Source organism: Trinickia sp. (assembly GCF_051953405.1).
Classification (GTDB): domain Bacteria; phylum Pseudomonadota; class Gammaproteobacteria; order Burkholderiales; family Burkholderiaceae; genus Trinickia.
Map to the genome: position 1 here is coordinate 12,440 of NZ_JBQCIV010000007.1, position 16,150 is coordinate 28,589.

14 protein-coding genes are annotated in these 16,150 nt (G+C 62.0%); 12 read left to right on the forward strand and 2 right to left on the reverse strand.

All coding sequences use genetic code 11. The features are described from left to right. Positions 1-35: 35 nt before the first annotated feature. Positions 36-662, reverse strand: coding sequence for a LysE family translocator (locus tag ACTHN9_RS01195; RefSeq protein ID WP_440534923.1), 627 nt, complete (start codon positions 660-662; stop codon positions 36-38). 473 nt (positions 663-1,135) lie between these two features. Continuing rightward, the gene (locus tag ACTHN9_RS01200) at positions 1,136-1,297 is read right to left on the reverse strand and encodes a DUF1328 domain-containing protein (protein ID WP_102647037.1); all 162 of its coding nucleotides are present in this window, start codon (positions 1,295-1,297) and stop codon (positions 1,136-1,138) included. Positions 1,298-1,511: 214 nt separating this feature from the next. Between ACTHN9_RS01200 and ACTHN9_RS01205 the strand changes: the two genes are divergently transcribed. From ACTHN9_RS01205 to ACTHN9_RS01260, 12 genes are all read left to right on the forward strand, one after another. Continuing rightward, positions 1,512-3,416 carry an AAA family ATPase gene (locus tag ACTHN9_RS01205; protein ID WP_440534924.1) on the forward strand — a complete coding sequence of 635 codons (1,905 nt, stop codon included), beginning with the start codon at positions 1,512-1,514 and terminating at the stop codon, positions 3,414-3,416. Between the two features lie 446 nt (positions 3,417-3,862). Beyond that, positions 3,863-5,119: an SfnB family sulfur acquisition oxidoreductase gene (locus tag ACTHN9_RS01210; RefSeq protein WP_440534925.1), complete on the forward strand. Its 1,257-nt coding sequence runs from the start codon at positions 3,863-3,865 to the stop codon at positions 5,117-5,119. Positions 5,120-5,168: 49 nt separating this feature from the next. After that, a complete protein-coding gene (locus tag ACTHN9_RS01215; RefSeq protein ID WP_440534926.1) occupies positions 5,169-6,440 on the forward strand; it encodes an SfnB family sulfur acquisition oxidoreductase in 1,272 nt (423 codons plus the stop codon). After that, positions 6,440-7,870, forward strand: coding sequence for an LLM class flavin-dependent oxidoreductase (locus tag ACTHN9_RS01220; protein ID WP_440534927.1), 1,431 nt, complete (start codon positions 6,440-6,442; stop codon positions 7,868-7,870). Before ACTHN9_RS01215 ends, ACTHN9_RS01220 begins: the two co-directional genes overlap by 1 nt. A 54-nt stretch (positions 7,871-7,924) precedes the next feature. Further along, entirely contained in the window at positions 7,925-9,169 is a 1,245-nt protein-coding gene (locus ACTHN9_RS01225; protein WP_440534928.1) for an acyl-CoA dehydrogenase family protein, read from the forward strand. A 132-nt stretch (positions 9,170-9,301) separates the two neighbouring features. Continuing rightward, complete coding sequence (gene msuE / locus ACTHN9_RS01230; protein WP_440534929.1) at positions 9,302-9,883, forward strand: FMN reductase; 582 nt, start codon at positions 9,302-9,304, stop codon at positions 9,881-9,883. Positions 9,884-9,921: 38 nt separating this feature from the next. Next, on the forward strand, positions 9,922-11,028 hold the full coding sequence (gene sfnG, locus ACTHN9_RS01235) for a dimethylsulfone monooxygenase SfnG (RefSeq protein ID WP_440534930.1): 1,107 nt from the start codon (positions 9,922-9,924) through the stop codon (positions 11,026-11,028). Between the two features lie 60 nt (positions 11,029-11,088). Further along, positions 11,089-11,880, forward strand: coding sequence for an ABC transporter ATP-binding protein (locus tag ACTHN9_RS01240; RefSeq protein WP_440534931.1), 792 nt, complete (start codon positions 11,089-11,091; stop codon positions 11,878-11,880). An 11-nt stretch (positions 11,881-11,891) separates the two neighbouring features. Next, on the forward strand, positions 11,892-12,773 hold the full coding sequence (locus ACTHN9_RS01245; RefSeq protein WP_440535056.1) for a branched-chain amino acid ABC transporter permease: 882 nt from the start codon (positions 11,892-11,894) through the stop codon (positions 12,771-12,773). Between the two features lie 7 nt (positions 12,774-12,780). After that, positions 12,781-13,830, forward strand: coding sequence for a branched-chain amino acid ABC transporter permease (locus tag ACTHN9_RS01250; RefSeq protein ID WP_440534932.1), 1,050 nt, complete (start codon positions 12,781-12,783; stop codon positions 13,828-13,830). Between the two features lie 140 nt (positions 13,831-13,970). Beyond that, on the forward strand, positions 13,971-15,269 hold the full coding sequence (locus ACTHN9_RS01255) for an ABC transporter substrate-binding protein (protein ID WP_440535057.1): 1,299 nt from the start codon (positions 13,971-13,973) through the stop codon (positions 15,267-15,269). Positions 15,270-15,271: 2 nt separating this feature from the next. Then, positions 15,272-16,057 carry an ABC transporter ATP-binding protein gene (locus ACTHN9_RS01260; protein ID WP_440534933.1) on the forward strand — a complete coding sequence of 262 codons (786 nt, stop codon included), beginning with the start codon at positions 15,272-15,274 and terminating at the stop codon, positions 16,055-16,057. Positions 16,058-16,150 lie beyond the last annotated feature (93 nt).

Consider the following 16,150-nt stretch of genomic DNA (forward strand, 5'->3'; position numbering starts at 1 on the left):
ACCGGCTTTCCCGAAAGCAGCGATTGGCCCTTGGCTTATCGATGTTGGGTAGCGACCTTGATCCCAAGCGTTATAAAGATTGTGCCTACGATTTTTCCTTGCCAACGGCCTAGCCAAGACAGATGCCTCATGACTCGACCCAATGGGCGGATCGAAAGCGCGATGAGCGACGTGTACAACGAACTCAATGCGACAAAAATCAGTCCCAGAATGGCAAACTGAAAAAAAATCGTGCCTCGTTCGGGGTGCACGAATTGAGGCATGAAGGCGAGGAAGAATAGTGCGGTCTTAGGATTGAGGACCTCAGCCGGCACGGCCTGCAAAAAGGCTCTTGCCGGCGTTATGGCAGACACCTTCGGCAATGACGGATTGCCCTGCTTCGCACGGATGGCGCGAATACCAAGATAAATCAAGTAAGCCGCCCCAATGAACTTCACAGCGTTGAACGCGAGTGCGGAAGTCATCAGTACCGCCGACAAGCCTACTGCCGCAAAGATGGTGTGCACGAAGTCACCGGCTGCGATGCCGAGGCCTGTCATGACCCCGGTTTTACGGCCGGACTGGACGGTACGGCTCAGTACGAGAAGCACCGCAGGGCCTGGAATGAGAAACAGCCCCAAAACAACCGCAACAAATGTGCTCAGCGTGGAAAGATCAAACATTCCAGTTCCTGATGTAAGTTGTTAGGCAGGGCGATTATCGGCGATGTGGGTCTAAATGTCGAATGACGCATTTTTGCCGACAACTGCGTCTCCACGCGTCGGTAGCTCCCTTTGCCGGGTTTAGGCGTCCATAAGGCTGCAAGCACTTCGCCTGAGCACGCCGCCAGGCCGAAGCTTTGGAATTTTAACGATTTACGATCCGACCCTCAGACGCACCCTACTACACTGGATCAGCCTGGCCAGGTCTACTAGAGTCGGGTGCCGGATGCGTCCCCACACAAAAGCTAGACGGCTGTGCGAATTTCACCAAGCCGACGAATGCGTTGGACCCGATGTTCGAGGGGTCCGGTCAGTCGAACGCGGCTCGTCGCAGGGTAACGCGGCAGTCGCTCGCGCGCGACCGCCGGCAACGGCCGATGTGCGAGCGCAAAGCCGCGTCGTATCCGGTGCGGCTTTGCTCGCTCGCCCGGGCCTTAACGTCTCATCAATCCCATAACTAGCATGACGACGAAGACGATCAGGAAGATGAAGAAGAGGATTTTGGCGATGCTCGCTGCGCCGGCGGCGATTCCGCCGAAGCCGAACGCCGCGGCAACGATAGCGATGATGAAAAATATCAGAGCGTAGTACAGCATGATGCTTCCTCCGTTCCGGTTCCATTTGATTGGGTGTACTTGATCGTGAGCAAGCCCTGTTCCCCCTCTCTATTCGGCCGTTTCAAACCGTTGAGACACAGGCATAATGCCGTGAGTGCAGCGCCCACAATCGGGGTCGCAGCAAAAACGATTTTTCCCCGTTTTATCAGACCTAATCGCGGTTCGAAGGTCTCAAGTTTTGGAAGTCCTGGCAATGAAACCGGCAAGTAATTCCTGGTGGTCGCGCATCGGCCGATACGTGACATTCGGCGTGATCGCGGCGTTGCTTGCCGCAGCGCTGGTGTGGTTTCATTGGCAACAGCGCGAGCGCTCCATTCAAGGCCATCCTTCCTTGACGGGAATAACGAATGAGATGCGAAACGATTCGTCGGCGTGGACGCGCGACGAAAAAGACGCGTCGATCGTGTTGCGCGATATCGAGCGGCATCATGTCGTTGCAATCGGCGCCGGCCGGAACGCCATCCTCGTTTCGACGACGGACGGTAGAAAGTATTTCGTCGCAGACCAAGACGCTGCCTTCGCGAGAGCCTTGATGCCCACGATCATGAAAGCGGCGAGCGACTCGTCGTTTCAGCTGATCATGCTGCCGGATGTCGACGTCAATGTCGGCGCGATGCGCTGGTCCGAAGTCGTGGACAGAACGCGTGATGCGTTGACGCTTCTATTCCCGGTTCTCATGATGGCCGGTCTTCTATGGTTCATGCGCCGCGAGATGAAAGGCGGTGCGAGCCTGCTTCAGCGATCGCCCGAATTGAGCTTCGACGACGTGATCGGTGCCGGCGAAGCCAAGGCCGCCCTCGCCGACGTCAAGGCCTGGCTGACCGATCCGATGCAGTTCACCGGCATGGGGGTGCGCGCGCCCGGCGGCGTGCTGATGACGGGCGGGCCCGGTGTCGGCAAGACGCGCCTCGCACAAGCGCTTGCCGGGGAATGCGGGGCGAATTTCATCGCTATTACCGGGAGCTACTTCAGTGCGAAGTACTACGGTGTGGGTATCCAGAAAGTGAAGCACCTGTTCGAGCTCGCCCGCAAGAACGCGCCGACCGTCATCTTCATCGACGAAGCCGATGGTCTCGGCAAGCGCACGGATGCCGGCGCGGGTCCCGTCGAAGCGGAGAGCAATCGCATCATCAATCAGTTGCTTGCGGAGATGGACGGCTTCGAATCGAACGCGGGCGTGATCGTGGTCGCAGCGACGAACCACCCGGACAATCTCGATGAAGCGCTGCGTCGGCCGGGCCGTTTCGATCGCACGGTGCAGGTTCGCCTGCCAGATCTTCACGATCGCGTGCATATCCTGCGCTTTTACGCCACGAAGCTGAAATCGAAGGCGGACGATCTGGATTTCGAGCAGCTCGCGCGGCTGACGACGGGTTTGTCGCCCGCGGCGCTCTCGACGATCGTCAATCAGGCGGGGCTGATTGCGCGAAAGCGCGGCGACGACAAAGTTGGGTCGACGCATTTCGTCGAGGCAATCAAAATTGCGCGCATCGGCGACGTGAACGGTGCCGAACGCGCGCTGTCGGACGACGAGCGTACGCGTATCGCGGTTCACGAAGCGGGCCACGGCCTCGTGGCTGCATTGCTCGGCACGGGCGTGCTCGAGGAGATTACGATCATGCCGAGAGGCGGCGCACTCGGCGTGGCGCTGGTCACCAAGCGCCAGGACAAGCATCTCTACCGCGAAACGGAAATGCGTAACGAGATCCAGGTGCTTCTCGGCGGGCGTAACGCGGAATTGCTGGTTCTCTCGGAGGCATCGAGCGGTGCCGCGCAGGATCTGCAGGAGGCATCGCGGATCAGCCTCGACATGGTTTCGAAGTACGGATTCAACGTCGACGGCAATCTGTTCAGCCTTGCCGCGCTCCCGCAGCAATATGCCGGTTTGCAACTGAAGAGTGCGATCGAGCACGCGAATACCTTGCTGAAGGAATTGAACGACGAGTGCTACTCACTGCTTCGCGCGAACGAACCGGTGCTCCGTGCGATCGCGGACCAGTTACTCGAACGGGAGACGGTGGCAGGGGAAGCCGTCTATCGCCTGATCGAAGACCACGCGGCAGCCGTGAAGAGAACGCAGCGGGTATTGACGGCGTAGCGCTGGGTGGGGCGTCGCCGGTCAACGCACAGCCCTCACCAATGAGACCCTTGATCGGGAAATGACAGCCGAGGATATGTTCCCACCCGCGCTGCGGGTGCACGCGAAGTTCGACTACAGCAAGAATTTCGAGCGAATGCACGCTGCGCCGAACAGCGGCTTCAAAAGGATTCTATGACATGGTCGGCGTGATTTTCCCGACTGTGGGCTCCACGGCTCGTTCGATACCCCATTCGCACCGAGGCATACGGCGGGCAAACCGCCAAATCTAAATTCACGATAAGCAAGTGCCAATTTGCTGGTAGTCGGCAGCGCTCGGTGCTGGTCCAATTGGAGCTAGGGACCCGTTCGTGCGTCAGGGACAAGTGGTGCGTTTCGCGCTAGCGCGAGACGAATCTCGTATTGGAATCTCGCATCGAACGGGCATTGTCATTCGTCGTATGCCGATGCTCATGCCGACTAGCGATTTTCTATCCTCCCGCGGCCGTTTGCCCCAGCCGCCGAACCCTTCCCGCGTGCAGCGAATCGTCGATGACGCCGCCGCGCTCGCCGCCGCTCGCACGCTTGCCGCGACGTTCGCCGAAGGCGCGGCCCGGCGCGATCGCGAACGCGCCCTGCCTTGGGACGAGCTGGACCAATGGTCCGAAAGCGGCGTTGGCGCCGTGACGGTGCCGCGCGAATACGGCGGCGCCGACGTATCGCTCGAGACGCTCGCTGAAGTCTTTGTGATGCTCTGCGAGGCCGATCCAGCCCTCGGTCAGATTCCGCAGAATCATTTCGGCGTTCTGGGGCTATTGCGCGAAGCAGGAACGCCCGCGCAAAAGGAACGTTTTTACGCGGAAGTGCTCGCGGGTACAAGGTTGGGCAACGCGGGGCCCGAGCGCCGCTCGCCCCAAGCGGCGACCATTTTGCACGGCACGACTCGCTTGTCGTCGACCCCCAACGGCTTGCGATTGTCGGGCCGCCGCTTTTATTCGACGGGGGCGCTGTTCGCACACCGTGTGCCGACGCGCGCGGTGGACGAGGAAGGCCGCTCGGTGCAGGTTTGGGTCCCGCGCGACGCACCGGGGCTGACGGTCATCGACGATTGGAATTCGTTTGGCCAACGAACGACGGCGAGCGGAACGGTCGTGTTCAACGATGTATCGGTGGATCCCGACGACGTGGTGGCGCTATGGCCGCTCGCCGAGCGCCCCGGGTTGTACGGGCCCACTTCTCAACTGATTCAGGCGGCCATCGATCAAGGCATCGCGCAGGCCGCAGTCGCGGATGCGCTGGCGTTCGTGCGCACACAGGCGAGGCCGTGGCTCGATTCCGGTGTGGAGCGGGCAAGCGACGATCCATACGTGATTGCCGATGTGGGGCGGCTCCAGATCGATTTGCACGCCGCGCACGAAGTGCTTCTGGAGGCCGCTCGCACGCTCGATGCTATCGCATCCGCGCCGCTCGATGCGCAGGCCAGCGCGAAGGCGTCGGTGGCCGTGGCCGAAGCCAAGGTATTGACGACCCGAATCGCTCTTGAGGCCAGCGAGAAGCTGTTCGAACTCGCGGGCTCTTCGGCCACACGCGCGGCTCACAATCTGGATCGTCATTGGCGTAACGCGCGGACGCACACGCTGCACGACCCGCTACGGTGGAAGCTTCATCTCGTCGGCAACTATCGCCTCAATCATGTGCTGCCGGCGCGGCACTCGTGGAATTGAGGGCGCTTTTGTCTATTGAACCGCATTGGAACCGCATTGGAACCGAATCATGACGTTTGAATTCCCGGCGGTGCGCGAGGCGCTCGTCGCACCCTTGGCGGCGGCTCGGTCGCCAGTCGGATCGCTTCAGCCTGTCGAACCCGACCGCATCCGCGACGATGCGCACGCAATCGAAATCGCTAACCGGCTGGCGGCGCAGTTGGCGCCCGATGCGGCGGTGCGCGATCGAGAGCGGCGTTTGCCGTGGGACGAACTCGACGCGTTCGTCGCTACCGGCTTGTGGGCGATGACGGTGCCCCGAGCGTTCGGCGGGCCGGGTGTGGCAGCAGGTACGCTCGCTGAGGTGGTGGCGACAATCTCCGCCGCCGACGGCTCGCTCGGCCAGATCCCGCAGAATCATTTCTATGCGCTGGAAGTACTGCGCGTAGGCGGGAGCGCCGCACAGCAGCGCTTCTTTTACGACCGTGTGCTAGCGGGCGAACGTTTCGGCAACGCGCTCGCCGAAATCGGCCACAAGGACTTCAAACGCCGCACGCGATTGAACCGCGACCGCGACGGCTGGTATATCGACGGCCGCAAGTTCTACTGCACGGGGGCGCTATACGCGCACTGGATTCCCACGCTGGTGGTCGCCGAGGAGGCCGGGCGCGATGTCACGTACCTTGCGTTCGTCCCGCGCGAGGCACGCGGCGTCACGGTGATCGACGACTGGGACGGCTTCGGTCAACGTGTTACCGGCAGCGGCTCGGTGCAGTTCGAGCACGTGAGCGTCGAGCCGGAGTGGGTCGTCCCGTTTGCGGCTTCGTTCGACCGCCCGACGACGATCGGGCCTGTCGCGCAGATCATGCACGCCGCCATCGATCTGGGCCAAGCGCGAGGCGCATTCGCCGCGGCTCTGGAATTCGTACGCGAGCAGGCGCGCCCGTGGATCGACGCCAACGTCGCGCGTGCGGCCGACGATCCCTTGACGATCGCTCAGTTCGGCGATCTGTCGGCGCGCCTGCGAGGCGCCGAGGCGTTGCTTCGACGCGCGGGCCGCTATGTCGATGCAGCGCAAGCGGCGCCCGACGCGCAATCCGTGGCGCAGGCCTCGATTGCCGTGGCCGAAGCGCGTGCGGCGACGACTGTCATTTCGCTCGATGCCGGTTCTCGTCTGTTCGAGCTGGCGGGCACTGCGGCGACACTTGACGATCGCGGGCTCGATCGGTTCTGGCGCAACGCGCGAACGCACACGCTGCACGATCCGGTGCGCTGGAAGTATCACGCCATCGGCAACTTCTATCTGAACGGCAAGTTGCCGCCTCGCCACGGGGCACTGTGATGGCGCAAATACAATCGCGCAAGCGCATTGCGCTGAACGCATTCAATATGAACTGCGTCGGTCATATCAACCATGGCCTATGGACGCACCCGCGCGATCGCTCGTCCGACTATCGCTCGCTTTCCTACTGGACCGATCTTGCGCGCACGCTCGAGCGCGGCCTATTCGATGGGCTTTTTCTGGCCGATATCGTTGGCGTCTATGACGTCTACCAACGCAGTGTCGACGTGACGGTGCGCGAATCGATTCAGTTGCCCGTCAACGACCCTACGTTGCTCGTGCCGGCGATGGCGGCCGTCACCCGTCATCTCGGCTTCGGCGTGACGGTCAACCTCACCTATGAAGAGCCGTACCTGCTCGCGCGGCGATTTTCCACGCTCGATCACCTGACGCAAGGCCGCATCGGATGGAACATCGTGACGGGCTACCTCGATAGCGCGGCCCGAGCGATGGGACGTGCGGCGCAATTGCCGCACGACGAGCGATACGACCGGGCCGACGAATATCTCGATGTGCTTTACCAACTGTGGGAGGGAAGCTGGAAAGACGATGCGGTGCGGCGAGACAAGGCCGCAAGGATCTACGCGGATCCTCTCAAGGTGCGCCGTGTGCAGCACGCGGGCCGCTACTACACCGTGGATGGATATCACCTTGCCGAGCCCTCGCCGCAACGAACGCCGGTGTTGTTTCAGGCCGGTAGTTCGGGACGTGGACAACGCTTCGCGGCGCGTCACGCCGAATGCGTGTTCATCTCGCCGCCGAATCGGGAAGTGGGGCGCGAGACGGTGCGCGCGTTGCGGGCGCAACTCGTGAAAGCGGGACGTCATCCCAACGATGTCAGGGTATTCGTCGGCGCCGCAGTGGTGCCCGGCGCGACGCAGGCCGAGGCGCGCGAGAAGCATGCCGATTATCTGCACTACGCGAGCCGCGAGGCGGGCTTGGCGCATTTCGCCGCGAGCACCGGCATCGACTATGGGCAATACGGTCTCGACGAGAGCGTCGATTATCGGCCCGGAAACGCTATCGAATCCGCCGCACGTACCGCGCAATCGAACGGATGGACGCGTCGCACGCTGCTGAACCTGTTCGAGCTAGGGGGCCGGTATCCCGCGATCGTCGGCAGCCCCGATCAGGTCGCCGATGAACTGCAGCGGTGGGTGGACGAAGCGGATGTCGATGGCTTCAACCTGAGCCGCACCGTCGTACCGGAGAGCTATGAGGACTTCGTCGATCTCGTGGTGCCCGAACTGCAGAACCGCGGGATGTACAAGACCGCGTATGAGGACGGCACGTTAAGACACAAGCTGTTCGGCGAGGGCGATCGGCTGCCGACGCGTCACGCGGGCGCCTCGTTTCGTTGGGCGGAATCGACGCCGGGCCGAGTGGACCGCTCAAGCGTTGCGGAGGCTGCCGACATTCAGCGCAACTGACGCCATCCGCACCGTCGGTCTCCTTCAGCACCACCTCTATAGGGGAATTCTTCCATGACTTCAGTAATCGAAAACGATGCGCCTATCCTGTCGCGAGGCGCGGACTATGAGCAGGTCGCTTCACGCTTTCGCCCGATCTTCGAGCGCATCGCCGAAGGTACCCTGGAGCGGGAGCGCACGCGCACGCTTCCGCATGAGCCGATTTCGTGGCTCAAGCAAGCCGGTTTCGGCGCGGTTCGCGTGCCGGTCGAGTACGGCGGAGCCGGCCTGTCGCTGTCCCAGCTCGTGCAATTGCTGATCGAACTCGGTGAAGCCGATTCCGCGCTGCCGCAGGCGTTGCGGGGGCACTTCGCCTTTGTCGAAGATCGGCTCAACGCGCCCAATAGCAAGGGCCGCGAAACCTGGTTTCGCCGCTTCGTAGACGGTGAAATCTTCGGCAATGCCTGGACCGAAGTGGGGGATGTCGCGATTGGCGATGTGATCACGCGCGTGTCTCATGATGGCGGCCGGTGGGTCGTCAACGGCAAGAAGTTCTATACGACGGGCAGCATCTTCGCCGATTGGATCGACGTTTACGCACGCCGCGACCCCGATGGCGCGGATGTCATCGCGGCCGTCCGCACCCGCCAGAGCGGCGTGACGACGACCGACGACTGGGATGGGTTCGGGCAGCGCACCACGGGCAGCGGCACGACCGTGTTCGAAGGTGCACACGTCGACGAGGAAAACATCATCGATTTCTCGACGCGCTTCAAATACCAGACGGCGTTCTACCAACTGGTCTTGCTGGCCACGATGACGGGTGCGGGGCGCGCCGCGCTGCGGGACATCTCGCGCGAAGTACGCGAACGCAGGCGTATCTACAGTCATGGCAACGCCTCGTCGGCGGCGCAGGACGCGCAGGTTCAGCAAGTGGTGGGGCAGGTCGGGGCGCGCGTGTTCGCGGCCGAAGCGGCAGCCGTACGCGCCGCACACGCTTCGCAATGGGCTTACGAAGCGCGCTTTAGCGGCGACGAAGAGCAAGAGCGCGAGGCGAATATCGCGGCGGAACTCGATTCGGCCAGAGGGCAAATTGCCGTGGCTGCGCTGGTCCTGCAGGCGACGACCGACCTTTTCAACGCACTGGGTGCCTCGGGTACGAGCGAATCGAGAGCGCTCGACCGTCATTGGCGCAATGTCCGTACCGTCGCCTCGCATAACCCGATCATCTACAAAGAACGCATCCTCGGCGCGTGGGAAATCAATCGCACGGAGCCGCCTTACGTATGGCAGATCGGCAACGGCAAGGCATCGTCGTAGCACATAGCAGCATTCCCGCTTTGAATATGAAAACAAAGCGGTTCCCTATCCCGCCGATATGCTGAAAATGTACCTGTAGCGATCTTTGATCAAGCCTTGTATCCACAATTCGAGCGCATGGGAAAACACATTATGGCTAGGAAATTGAACGTCGTTGCAGTGTCGGGTGGCTTGCAACGTCCCTCGAAAACCCTCGTGCTGACCCAGGCCATATTGAATGCGCTGGGCAACGCGCTGCCAATCGAAGCGCAATTGATCGAACTCGGCGAAATCGGTCCTCGTCTTGCAGGCGCGGTGCATCGCAGCCAGCTTCCCGAGGATATCGAAGCGCAGGTGCGTCGTATCGAATCGGCCGATTTGCTCATCGTCGCGAGCCCCGTTTTCCGCGGATCGTACACCGGCCTCTTCAAGCACCTGTTCGACTTCGTCCATCACGAGGCCCTAATCGACGTGCCCGTGCTGCTTGCAGCGACGGGCGGTAGCAACCGGCATGCGCTTGTCATCGATCATCAATTGCGCCCGCTCTTCAGTTTCTTCCAGTCCCGCACGCTGCCGATCGGCGTCTATGCGTCGGAGGTCGATTTCAACGGCTACGAGATCGGCAGCGATGCGCTGCGCGAGCGTATCGAGCTGGCCGTGTTGCGTGCGTTGCCGATTGCACGGGCGGAGCGTTCCGCGGATGCTGCCGCATCCTTAGCGACGCTGGCCGCGTAAGCGTTTCTCTCTCACTCGATCATTCGCCGGATACGCCCATGACCCAGCACACTTCATCCACGGACGCCGTCAAATTCGCCTATTGGGTGCCCAATGTCAGCGGAGGCCTTGTCGTCAGCACAATCGAACAGCGTACGGATTGGAGCCTCGAATACAACGAGCGGCTCGCACAGACGGCCGAGCGCGCGGGGTTCGACTATGCGCTAAGCCAGATCCGCTTCACTGCGGGCTACGGTGCGGAATACCAGCACGAATCGGTTTCGTTCAGTCAGGCGCTGCTGCATGCGACGACCAAATTGAAGGTGCTGGCGGCCATTCTTCCCGGCCCTTGGAACCCGGCCGTGGTCGCCAAACAACTGGCCACGATCGATCACATTTCGGGCGGGCGGGTCGGCATCAACATCGTTAGCGGCTGGTTCAAAGACGAGTTCACGGCGATCGGCGAGCCTTGGTTGGAGCACGACGAGCGTTACCGTCGTTCGAAGGAATTTATCCAAGCGCTCAAGGGGATTTGGACCCAAGACAACTTTACGTTCCGGGGCGACTTCTATCGCTTCAGCAATTACACGCTGAGCCCGAAGCCGCTCCAGCAGCCGCACCCCGAGATCTTTCAGGGCGGAAGCTCGCGCGCCGCGCGCGATAACGCCGCCAGCGTTTCCGACTGGTACTTCACGAACGGAAATACGCCGGAGAACCTCAAAGCGCAGATCGACGATATCAAAGCCAAGGCGGCGAACAATGGCCACCAAGTGCGGATCGGCGTGAATGCATTCATCATCGCGCGCGATACGGAAGAAGAAGCGAAGGCGGTGTTGGCCGATATCATCGAGCATGCCCACGTGGAAGCCGTGCATGCGTTCGGCGACGCCGTGAAGCAGGCCGGCAAGGCGTCGCCGGAGGGAGAGGGTAACTGGGCTAAATCCACGTTCGAAGATCTCGTGCAGTACAACGACGGCTTTCGAACCAACCTGATCGGGACGCCGGAGCAGATCGCGCAGCGCATTGTCGAACTTGAGTCTATCGGCGTCGATCTCGTGCTCGCGGGCTTTTTGCATTTCATCGAGGAAGTCGAGTACTTCGGGAAGAAAGTGCTGCCGCTCGTGCGCGAACTCGAAGCGCGTCAATTGGAACACGCGACGGCCTGATGCGCCGCAAGATCGCTTTGTCGCGGCGTCTCGTGGCGCGGCCCCTCCGACGGATTTACGATGACTACGCTTCCTCCTTCGAGCGGGCAACCGTTGCTGTCGCTCGATCGCATCTCTTTGTCGTTCAACGGCGTACCTGCTGTCAGCGAGATCAGTTTCGACATCGCGGCGGGCCGGATCGGCGCGTTGATCGGCCCCAACGGCGCCGGGAAGAGTTCGCTGCTGAACGTCATTAGCGGCCTATATCGGCCTCAGCATGGGACGCTAACGTTCGATGGCCGTCGATACGGCCACATCACGCCGAGCGCCGCTGCGCACGCGGGCATCGGCCGCACATTCCAGAACATCGCGCTGTTTGCGCGTATGAGCGTACTCGACAACGTCTTGACCGGGCGCAGCCTGCATCGGCGTCGCGGATGGCTCGCGCAGACGCTCGGAACGCCCGCGGCCCGTCGCGACGACGCCACTCAAGTGGCCTACGTGGAAGGCGTGCTCGAAGCGCTGGATTTGGAGCGTTACCGGCGCACGGAAGTGGCCGCGTTGCCCTATGGCATCCGCAAACGCGTGGAGCTGGCGCGAGCGCTGGCTGGCGCGCCGAGGTTGCTGTTGCTGGACGAACCGATGGCGGGCATGAATGCCGAGGAAAAACGCGCCATGTCCGGTTACATCCGCGACGCCAACGCGCAATTCGGCGTGACGGTCTTGTTGATCGAACATGACGTCGGCGTCGTGATGAGCTTGTCCGATCACGTCATCGTGCTCGATTACGGACGCAAGATTGCCGACGGCGAGCCGGCGCAGGTGCGCGCGAATGCTCACGTGCAGGCCGCTTATCTCGGTACAAGGCATTGAGGGCATGCATGATGGCGTTTTTTATCGAGGTACTTCTCGGCGGCCTGCTCGCGGGCGTTATGTACTCGCTGGTCGCGATCGGGTTCGTGCTGATCTTCAAAGCCTCCGGCGTGTTCAATTTTTCGCAAGGGGCGCTCGTGCTGTTCGGCGCGCTGACATACGTGAACCTCGTCGAGCGACACGTCAATGCTTGGCTGGCGTTCGCTATCACACTGATTGTGCTATCGGCCATCGCAGTCGCCATCGGCCAGTGGGTGCTCCGGCCGTTGGCGAACCGCCCGCCGATCGTGCTGTTCATGGCGACGCTCGGGCTTAGTTTGATTCTCGAAGGCTCGGCGCAGTTGATTTGGGGCGCACAAGTGCATGGCCTCGATCTGGGCATCGACGATCGGCCGCTTGCAATCGGCGGCGTGATGATCAGCCTATTCGACCTCTTCGCTGCCGGGTCGGCGGCCGCGCTCGTGGCGGGGCTGTCCGCGATGATCCGATATACGCGCTTTGGCCTGTCGCTGCGGGCCGTTGCCGACGATCCCGTGGCCGCTCTCGCGGTGGGCATTCGATTGCCGCGTGTTTGGGCGTCGGTATGGGCGCTGGCCGGCTTCACGAGCCTCGTCGCGGGGCTGCTGTGGGGTGCGCGGCTTGGCGTGCAGTTCTCGCTGTCGCTCGTCGTGCTGAAAGCGTTGCCGGTGCTGATCATCGGGGGCTTTTCTTCGGTTGGCGGCGCCATCTTCGCCGGCTTGTTGGTCGGCGCCACGGAAAAACTCGCCGAAGTGTACGTCGGCACGGCTATCGGCGGTGGCATCGAAAACTGGATTCCATACGTGCTGGCGATGCTATTCCTGCTGATGCGGCCGTCGGGCCTGTTCGGCGAAACCCCGGTCGAACGAGTGTGAGGCTGCCATGTCGTCGATTCAAATCGAACCGCTATCCGCCCGCCGCGCGCCGCTGAGCAGCGTCTGGGTGCACCGTGCGCCGTGGGTAATCGCCGCCGCGCTGTTGGTCGCGCTTGCGCGCGTTGGCAGCGATTACTGGCTCGGTGCGATTCTCGTGCCGTTCTTGATCCTGTCGTTGGCGGGACTGGGCTTGAATCTCGCGACAGGCTACGCCGGGCAGTTGTCGCTCGGGTCGGCCGCCTTCATGTCGGTGGGTGCTTATACGGCGTACAACTTTGCCGTGCGAGTACCGGCATTGCCGTTTGCCCTGGACCTGACGCTCGGCGCACTCGTTGCCGCGGCGGTGGGTGTCGTTTTCGGGCTGCCCAGCTTACGCATTCGCGGCTTTTATTTGATCGTGTCGACGCTGGCTGCGCAGTTCTTCGTCGAATGGGTTTTTACGCGCGTCGCTTGGTTTTCCAACAACGATGCGTCAGGCGTGCTTAGCGCGCCGGTGGTGACGATCTTTGGCCACCGCGTCGATACGCCGGGCGCCCGCTATTTGCTCGTGCTGGCCGTTGTCGCCGCAACCTTCGCCGTGACGACGCGGCTCGTGGGCAGCGAACTCGGCCGACGCTGGATGGCGATCCGCGACAGGGAGACCGCGGCGCGAGCGATGGGGTTTCCGGTGGGCAGCGACAAGCTGCTTGCGTTCGCCGTCAGTTCGGGCGTGCTCGGTATCGCCGGTGCGCTATGGGCCTTCGCCTATCTCGGCACCGTCGAGCCGCACGGCTTCGATTTGAATCTCTCGTTCGAAGTGCTGTTCGTCGTGATCATCGGCGGCATGGGGAGCGTGCGCGGCAATTTCTTCGGCGCGGCGTTCATCGTGTTGCTGCCGATCTTGCTCTCTCACGCCGCAGGGTGGCTCGCCCATATCGGCATCGAGGCCGGGCAACTGCAAAACCTGCAAAAGATCCTTTATGGCGTGCTGATCATCGTCTTTCTGATCAAGGAGCCCGATGGTCTCGCGCGGCTCGCGCAAAACGCGCGCCGACGCTTATTTAAGCAGCCGGTATAGCTGTGAAGGCACACCGCGCGCGGTCGTGTTTTCGATCTTCAACTTTCCCATTGCAACGATATCGGAGTGGTCAATTTATGAGAACAGCAGCATCGGATCGCCGTCTGCGAGCGCTCGCGCGGTGGATCGCAACGGGGGGAATGGCGATTGCGTTGATAGCGGGGGCGATGGCGACCGCACAGGCGAGCGGGGAACAATACTTTCCTCTGCAAAGCTACCGCGTGGGCCCCTATGCAGCCGGCGGTAGCGGCTTCTTCGGCGGTTTCATCGATTACATGCAGCTCGTCAATGCGCGCGACGGCGGCGTCAACGGCATCAAGCTCACGTGGAGCGAATGCGAAACCGAATATGTCGTGGAGAAGGGCGTCGAGTGCTACGAGCGGCTCAAGCACGGATTGAACGGCGCACCGGCGGCCGCCACCAATCCGCTATCGGTCGGCATCGCGTACGCGACGATCGATCGTTCGACGGCCGATCGAATTCCGCTAGTCACGATCAACCACGGACGCACGGATTCGACGGATGGCGCGGTGTTCCCCTATGTGTTCCCGCTGCAGCTCAACCCCTACAGCGAGGTGTCGGCGATCGTCAACTACATCGCGCAGCAATCGGGCGGGCCGGCGGCGCTCAAGGGTAAGAAGATCGTCGTGCTCTATCACGGCTCGCCGTACGGGCGTGAAACGATCCCCGTGCTCGACATTCTTGCCAAGAAATATGGCTTCGATCTGACGCAACTCGAGGTGCCGCATCCGGGCAACGAGCAGGGCTCGCAATGGCTGACGATCCACCGGATTCGGCCCGATTGGGTCATCCTGCGCGGTTGGGGCGTGATGAACCCCGTGGCGTTGAAATCGGCTCAGAAAGTCGGCTTCCCCGCCGATCGGATCATCGGCAACATCTGGAGCAATTCCGAAGAGGATGTGCGGCCGGCCGGCGACGCGGCGAAGGGCTTCGTTTCGATCACGACTCATCCGTCGGGAACCGACTTCCCCGTGTTGCAGGCGATCGATCGATATGTGATCAAGCCGGGTAACGGCAACCTGAAGGATCCGGCGCGCTTCGGGACGGTCTACTACAACTTGGGTGTCGTCAACGGCATCCTCAATGTCGAAGCTGTGCGCGTTGCGCAGGCCCACTTCGGGGATAAACCGCTAACGGGCGAGCAAGTGCGATGGGGATTCGAGCACCTGAACCTCGACGATGCGAGGCTCAAGCAGCTCGGCGCCTATGGGCTCGTGCAGCCCCTGAAGCTAAGCTGCGCCGACCACGAGGGCGGCGGCGCCGTGCGCTTTCAGCAATGGGACGGTGCGCATTGGAAGGTCGTGAGCGGCTGGGTGCAGGCCGATCGTGCGTTGCTTCGTCCAATCATCGAAAAGTCGGCGAACGCCTATGCGAAGGAGAAGGGGATTGAGCCGCGCGATTGCAGCAAGGAGAGCTGAGCATGGATCAGCCGCCGATCTTGCAGGTCGACGATATCGCCGCAACTTACAACGAGTTCGCGTCCGCATTGGCCAGTGTGTCGTTGACCGTGCCGGAGGGAGCGATCGTCGCATTGTTGGGCGGCAACGGCGCCGGCAAGACCACCACATTGAGAGCGGTGTCGAGCCTGCTTCGGGTCGAACGCGGCGCGCTCGTGCGCGGGCGCATCCGCTACCGCGGTGACGACGTGACCGATGCCGAGCCCTGGCAGCTTGCCGAGCGCGGCATGGTGCAGGTGCTCGAAGGCCGTCGTTGTTTCGGAGGCCTAAGCGTCGAAGAGAACTTGCGCATCGGCGCGTTCGTACGCAAGCCGTCTGCGTGGGAGATGGCCGACGCGTTGGAGCGTATCTATACGATCTTTCCGCGCCTCAAGCTAATCCGCGACAAGGCGGCCGGCTACACGTCCGGCGGAGAGCAACAGATGATCGCGATCGGCCGTGCGTTGATGTCGAGGCCCTCGCTCGTGTTGCTTGACGAGCCATCGATGGGACTCGCGCCGCAAGTGGTCGAGGATATCTTCGAGATCGTTTCGGCGCTCAACCGGGAGGAAGGCGTGAGCTTTCTGTTGGCCGAACAGAACGCGGCGGTGGCGCTGCGCTACGCGCGCGAGGCGTACGTGTTGGAAAGCGGACGCGTCGTCGTACAGGGCGCGCCGGAGCAATTGCGCAGGGCCGATGTGTTGCGAGACGCCTATCTGGGCGCCGCCGCCAGTGTGCCGATAGGGAAATCCGCACGTTTGCGACAGTAGCAGATCGTATAACGACAGCGCTTGACGCTAGCCCGCCTACGTCAATTGGAAAGATCTGCCTGCATCCGCGCAACCTCCGTCAGGTCCGTACGC

What these genes read in the sequence shown, in the direction of transcription:
- ACTHN9_RS01195 (WP_440534923.1), bottom strand. Translation starts at nt 662, where the DNA reads ATGTTTGATCTTTCCACGCTGAGCACATTTGTTGCGGTTGTTTTGGGG.
- ACTHN9_RS01200 (WP_102647037.1), bottom strand. Translation starts at nt 1,297, where the DNA reads ATGCTGTACTACGCTCTGATATTTTTCATCATCGCTATCGTTGCCGCG.
- ACTHN9_RS01205 (WP_440534924.1), top strand. Translation starts at nt 1,512, where the DNA reads ATGAAACCGGCAAGTAATTCCTGGTGGTCGCGCATCGGCCGATACGTG.
- ACTHN9_RS01210 (WP_440534925.1), top strand. Translation starts at nt 3,863, where the DNA reads ATGCTCATGCCGACTAGCGATTTTCTATCCTCCCGCGGCCGTTTGCCC.
- ACTHN9_RS01215 (WP_440534926.1), top strand. Translation starts at nt 5,169, where the DNA reads ATGACGTTTGAATTCCCGGCGGTGCGCGAGGCGCTCGTCGCACCCTTG.
- ACTHN9_RS01220 (WP_440534927.1), top strand. Translation starts at nt 6,440, where the DNA reads ATGGCGCAAATACAATCGCGCAAGCGCATTGCGCTGAACGCATTCAAT.
- ACTHN9_RS01225 (WP_440534928.1), top strand. Translation starts at nt 7,925, where the DNA reads ATGACTTCAGTAATCGAAAACGATGCGCCTATCCTGTCGCGAGGCGCG.
- msuE (WP_440534929.1), top strand. Translation starts at nt 9,302, where the DNA reads ATGGCTAGGAAATTGAACGTCGTTGCAGTGTCGGGTGGCTTGCAACGT.
- sfnG (WP_440534930.1), top strand. Translation starts at nt 9,922, where the DNA reads ATGACCCAGCACACTTCATCCACGGACGCCGTCAAATTCGCCTATTGG.
- ACTHN9_RS01240 (WP_440534931.1), top strand. Translation starts at nt 11,089, where the DNA reads ATGACTACGCTTCCTCCTTCGAGCGGGCAACCGTTGCTGTCGCTCGAT.
- ACTHN9_RS01245 (WP_440535056.1), top strand. Translation starts at nt 11,892, where the DNA reads ATGGCGTTTTTTATCGAGGTACTTCTCGGCGGCCTGCTCGCGGGCGTT.
- ACTHN9_RS01250 (WP_440534932.1), top strand. Translation starts at nt 12,781, where the DNA reads ATGTCGTCGATTCAAATCGAACCGCTATCCGCCCGCCGCGCGCCGCTG.
- ACTHN9_RS01255 (WP_440535057.1), top strand. Translation starts at nt 13,971, where the DNA reads ATGGCGATTGCGTTGATAGCGGGGGCGATGGCGACCGCACAGGCGAGC.
- ACTHN9_RS01260 (WP_440534933.1), top strand. Translation starts at nt 15,272, where the DNA reads ATGGATCAGCCGCCGATCTTGCAGGTCGACGATATCGCCGCAACTTAC.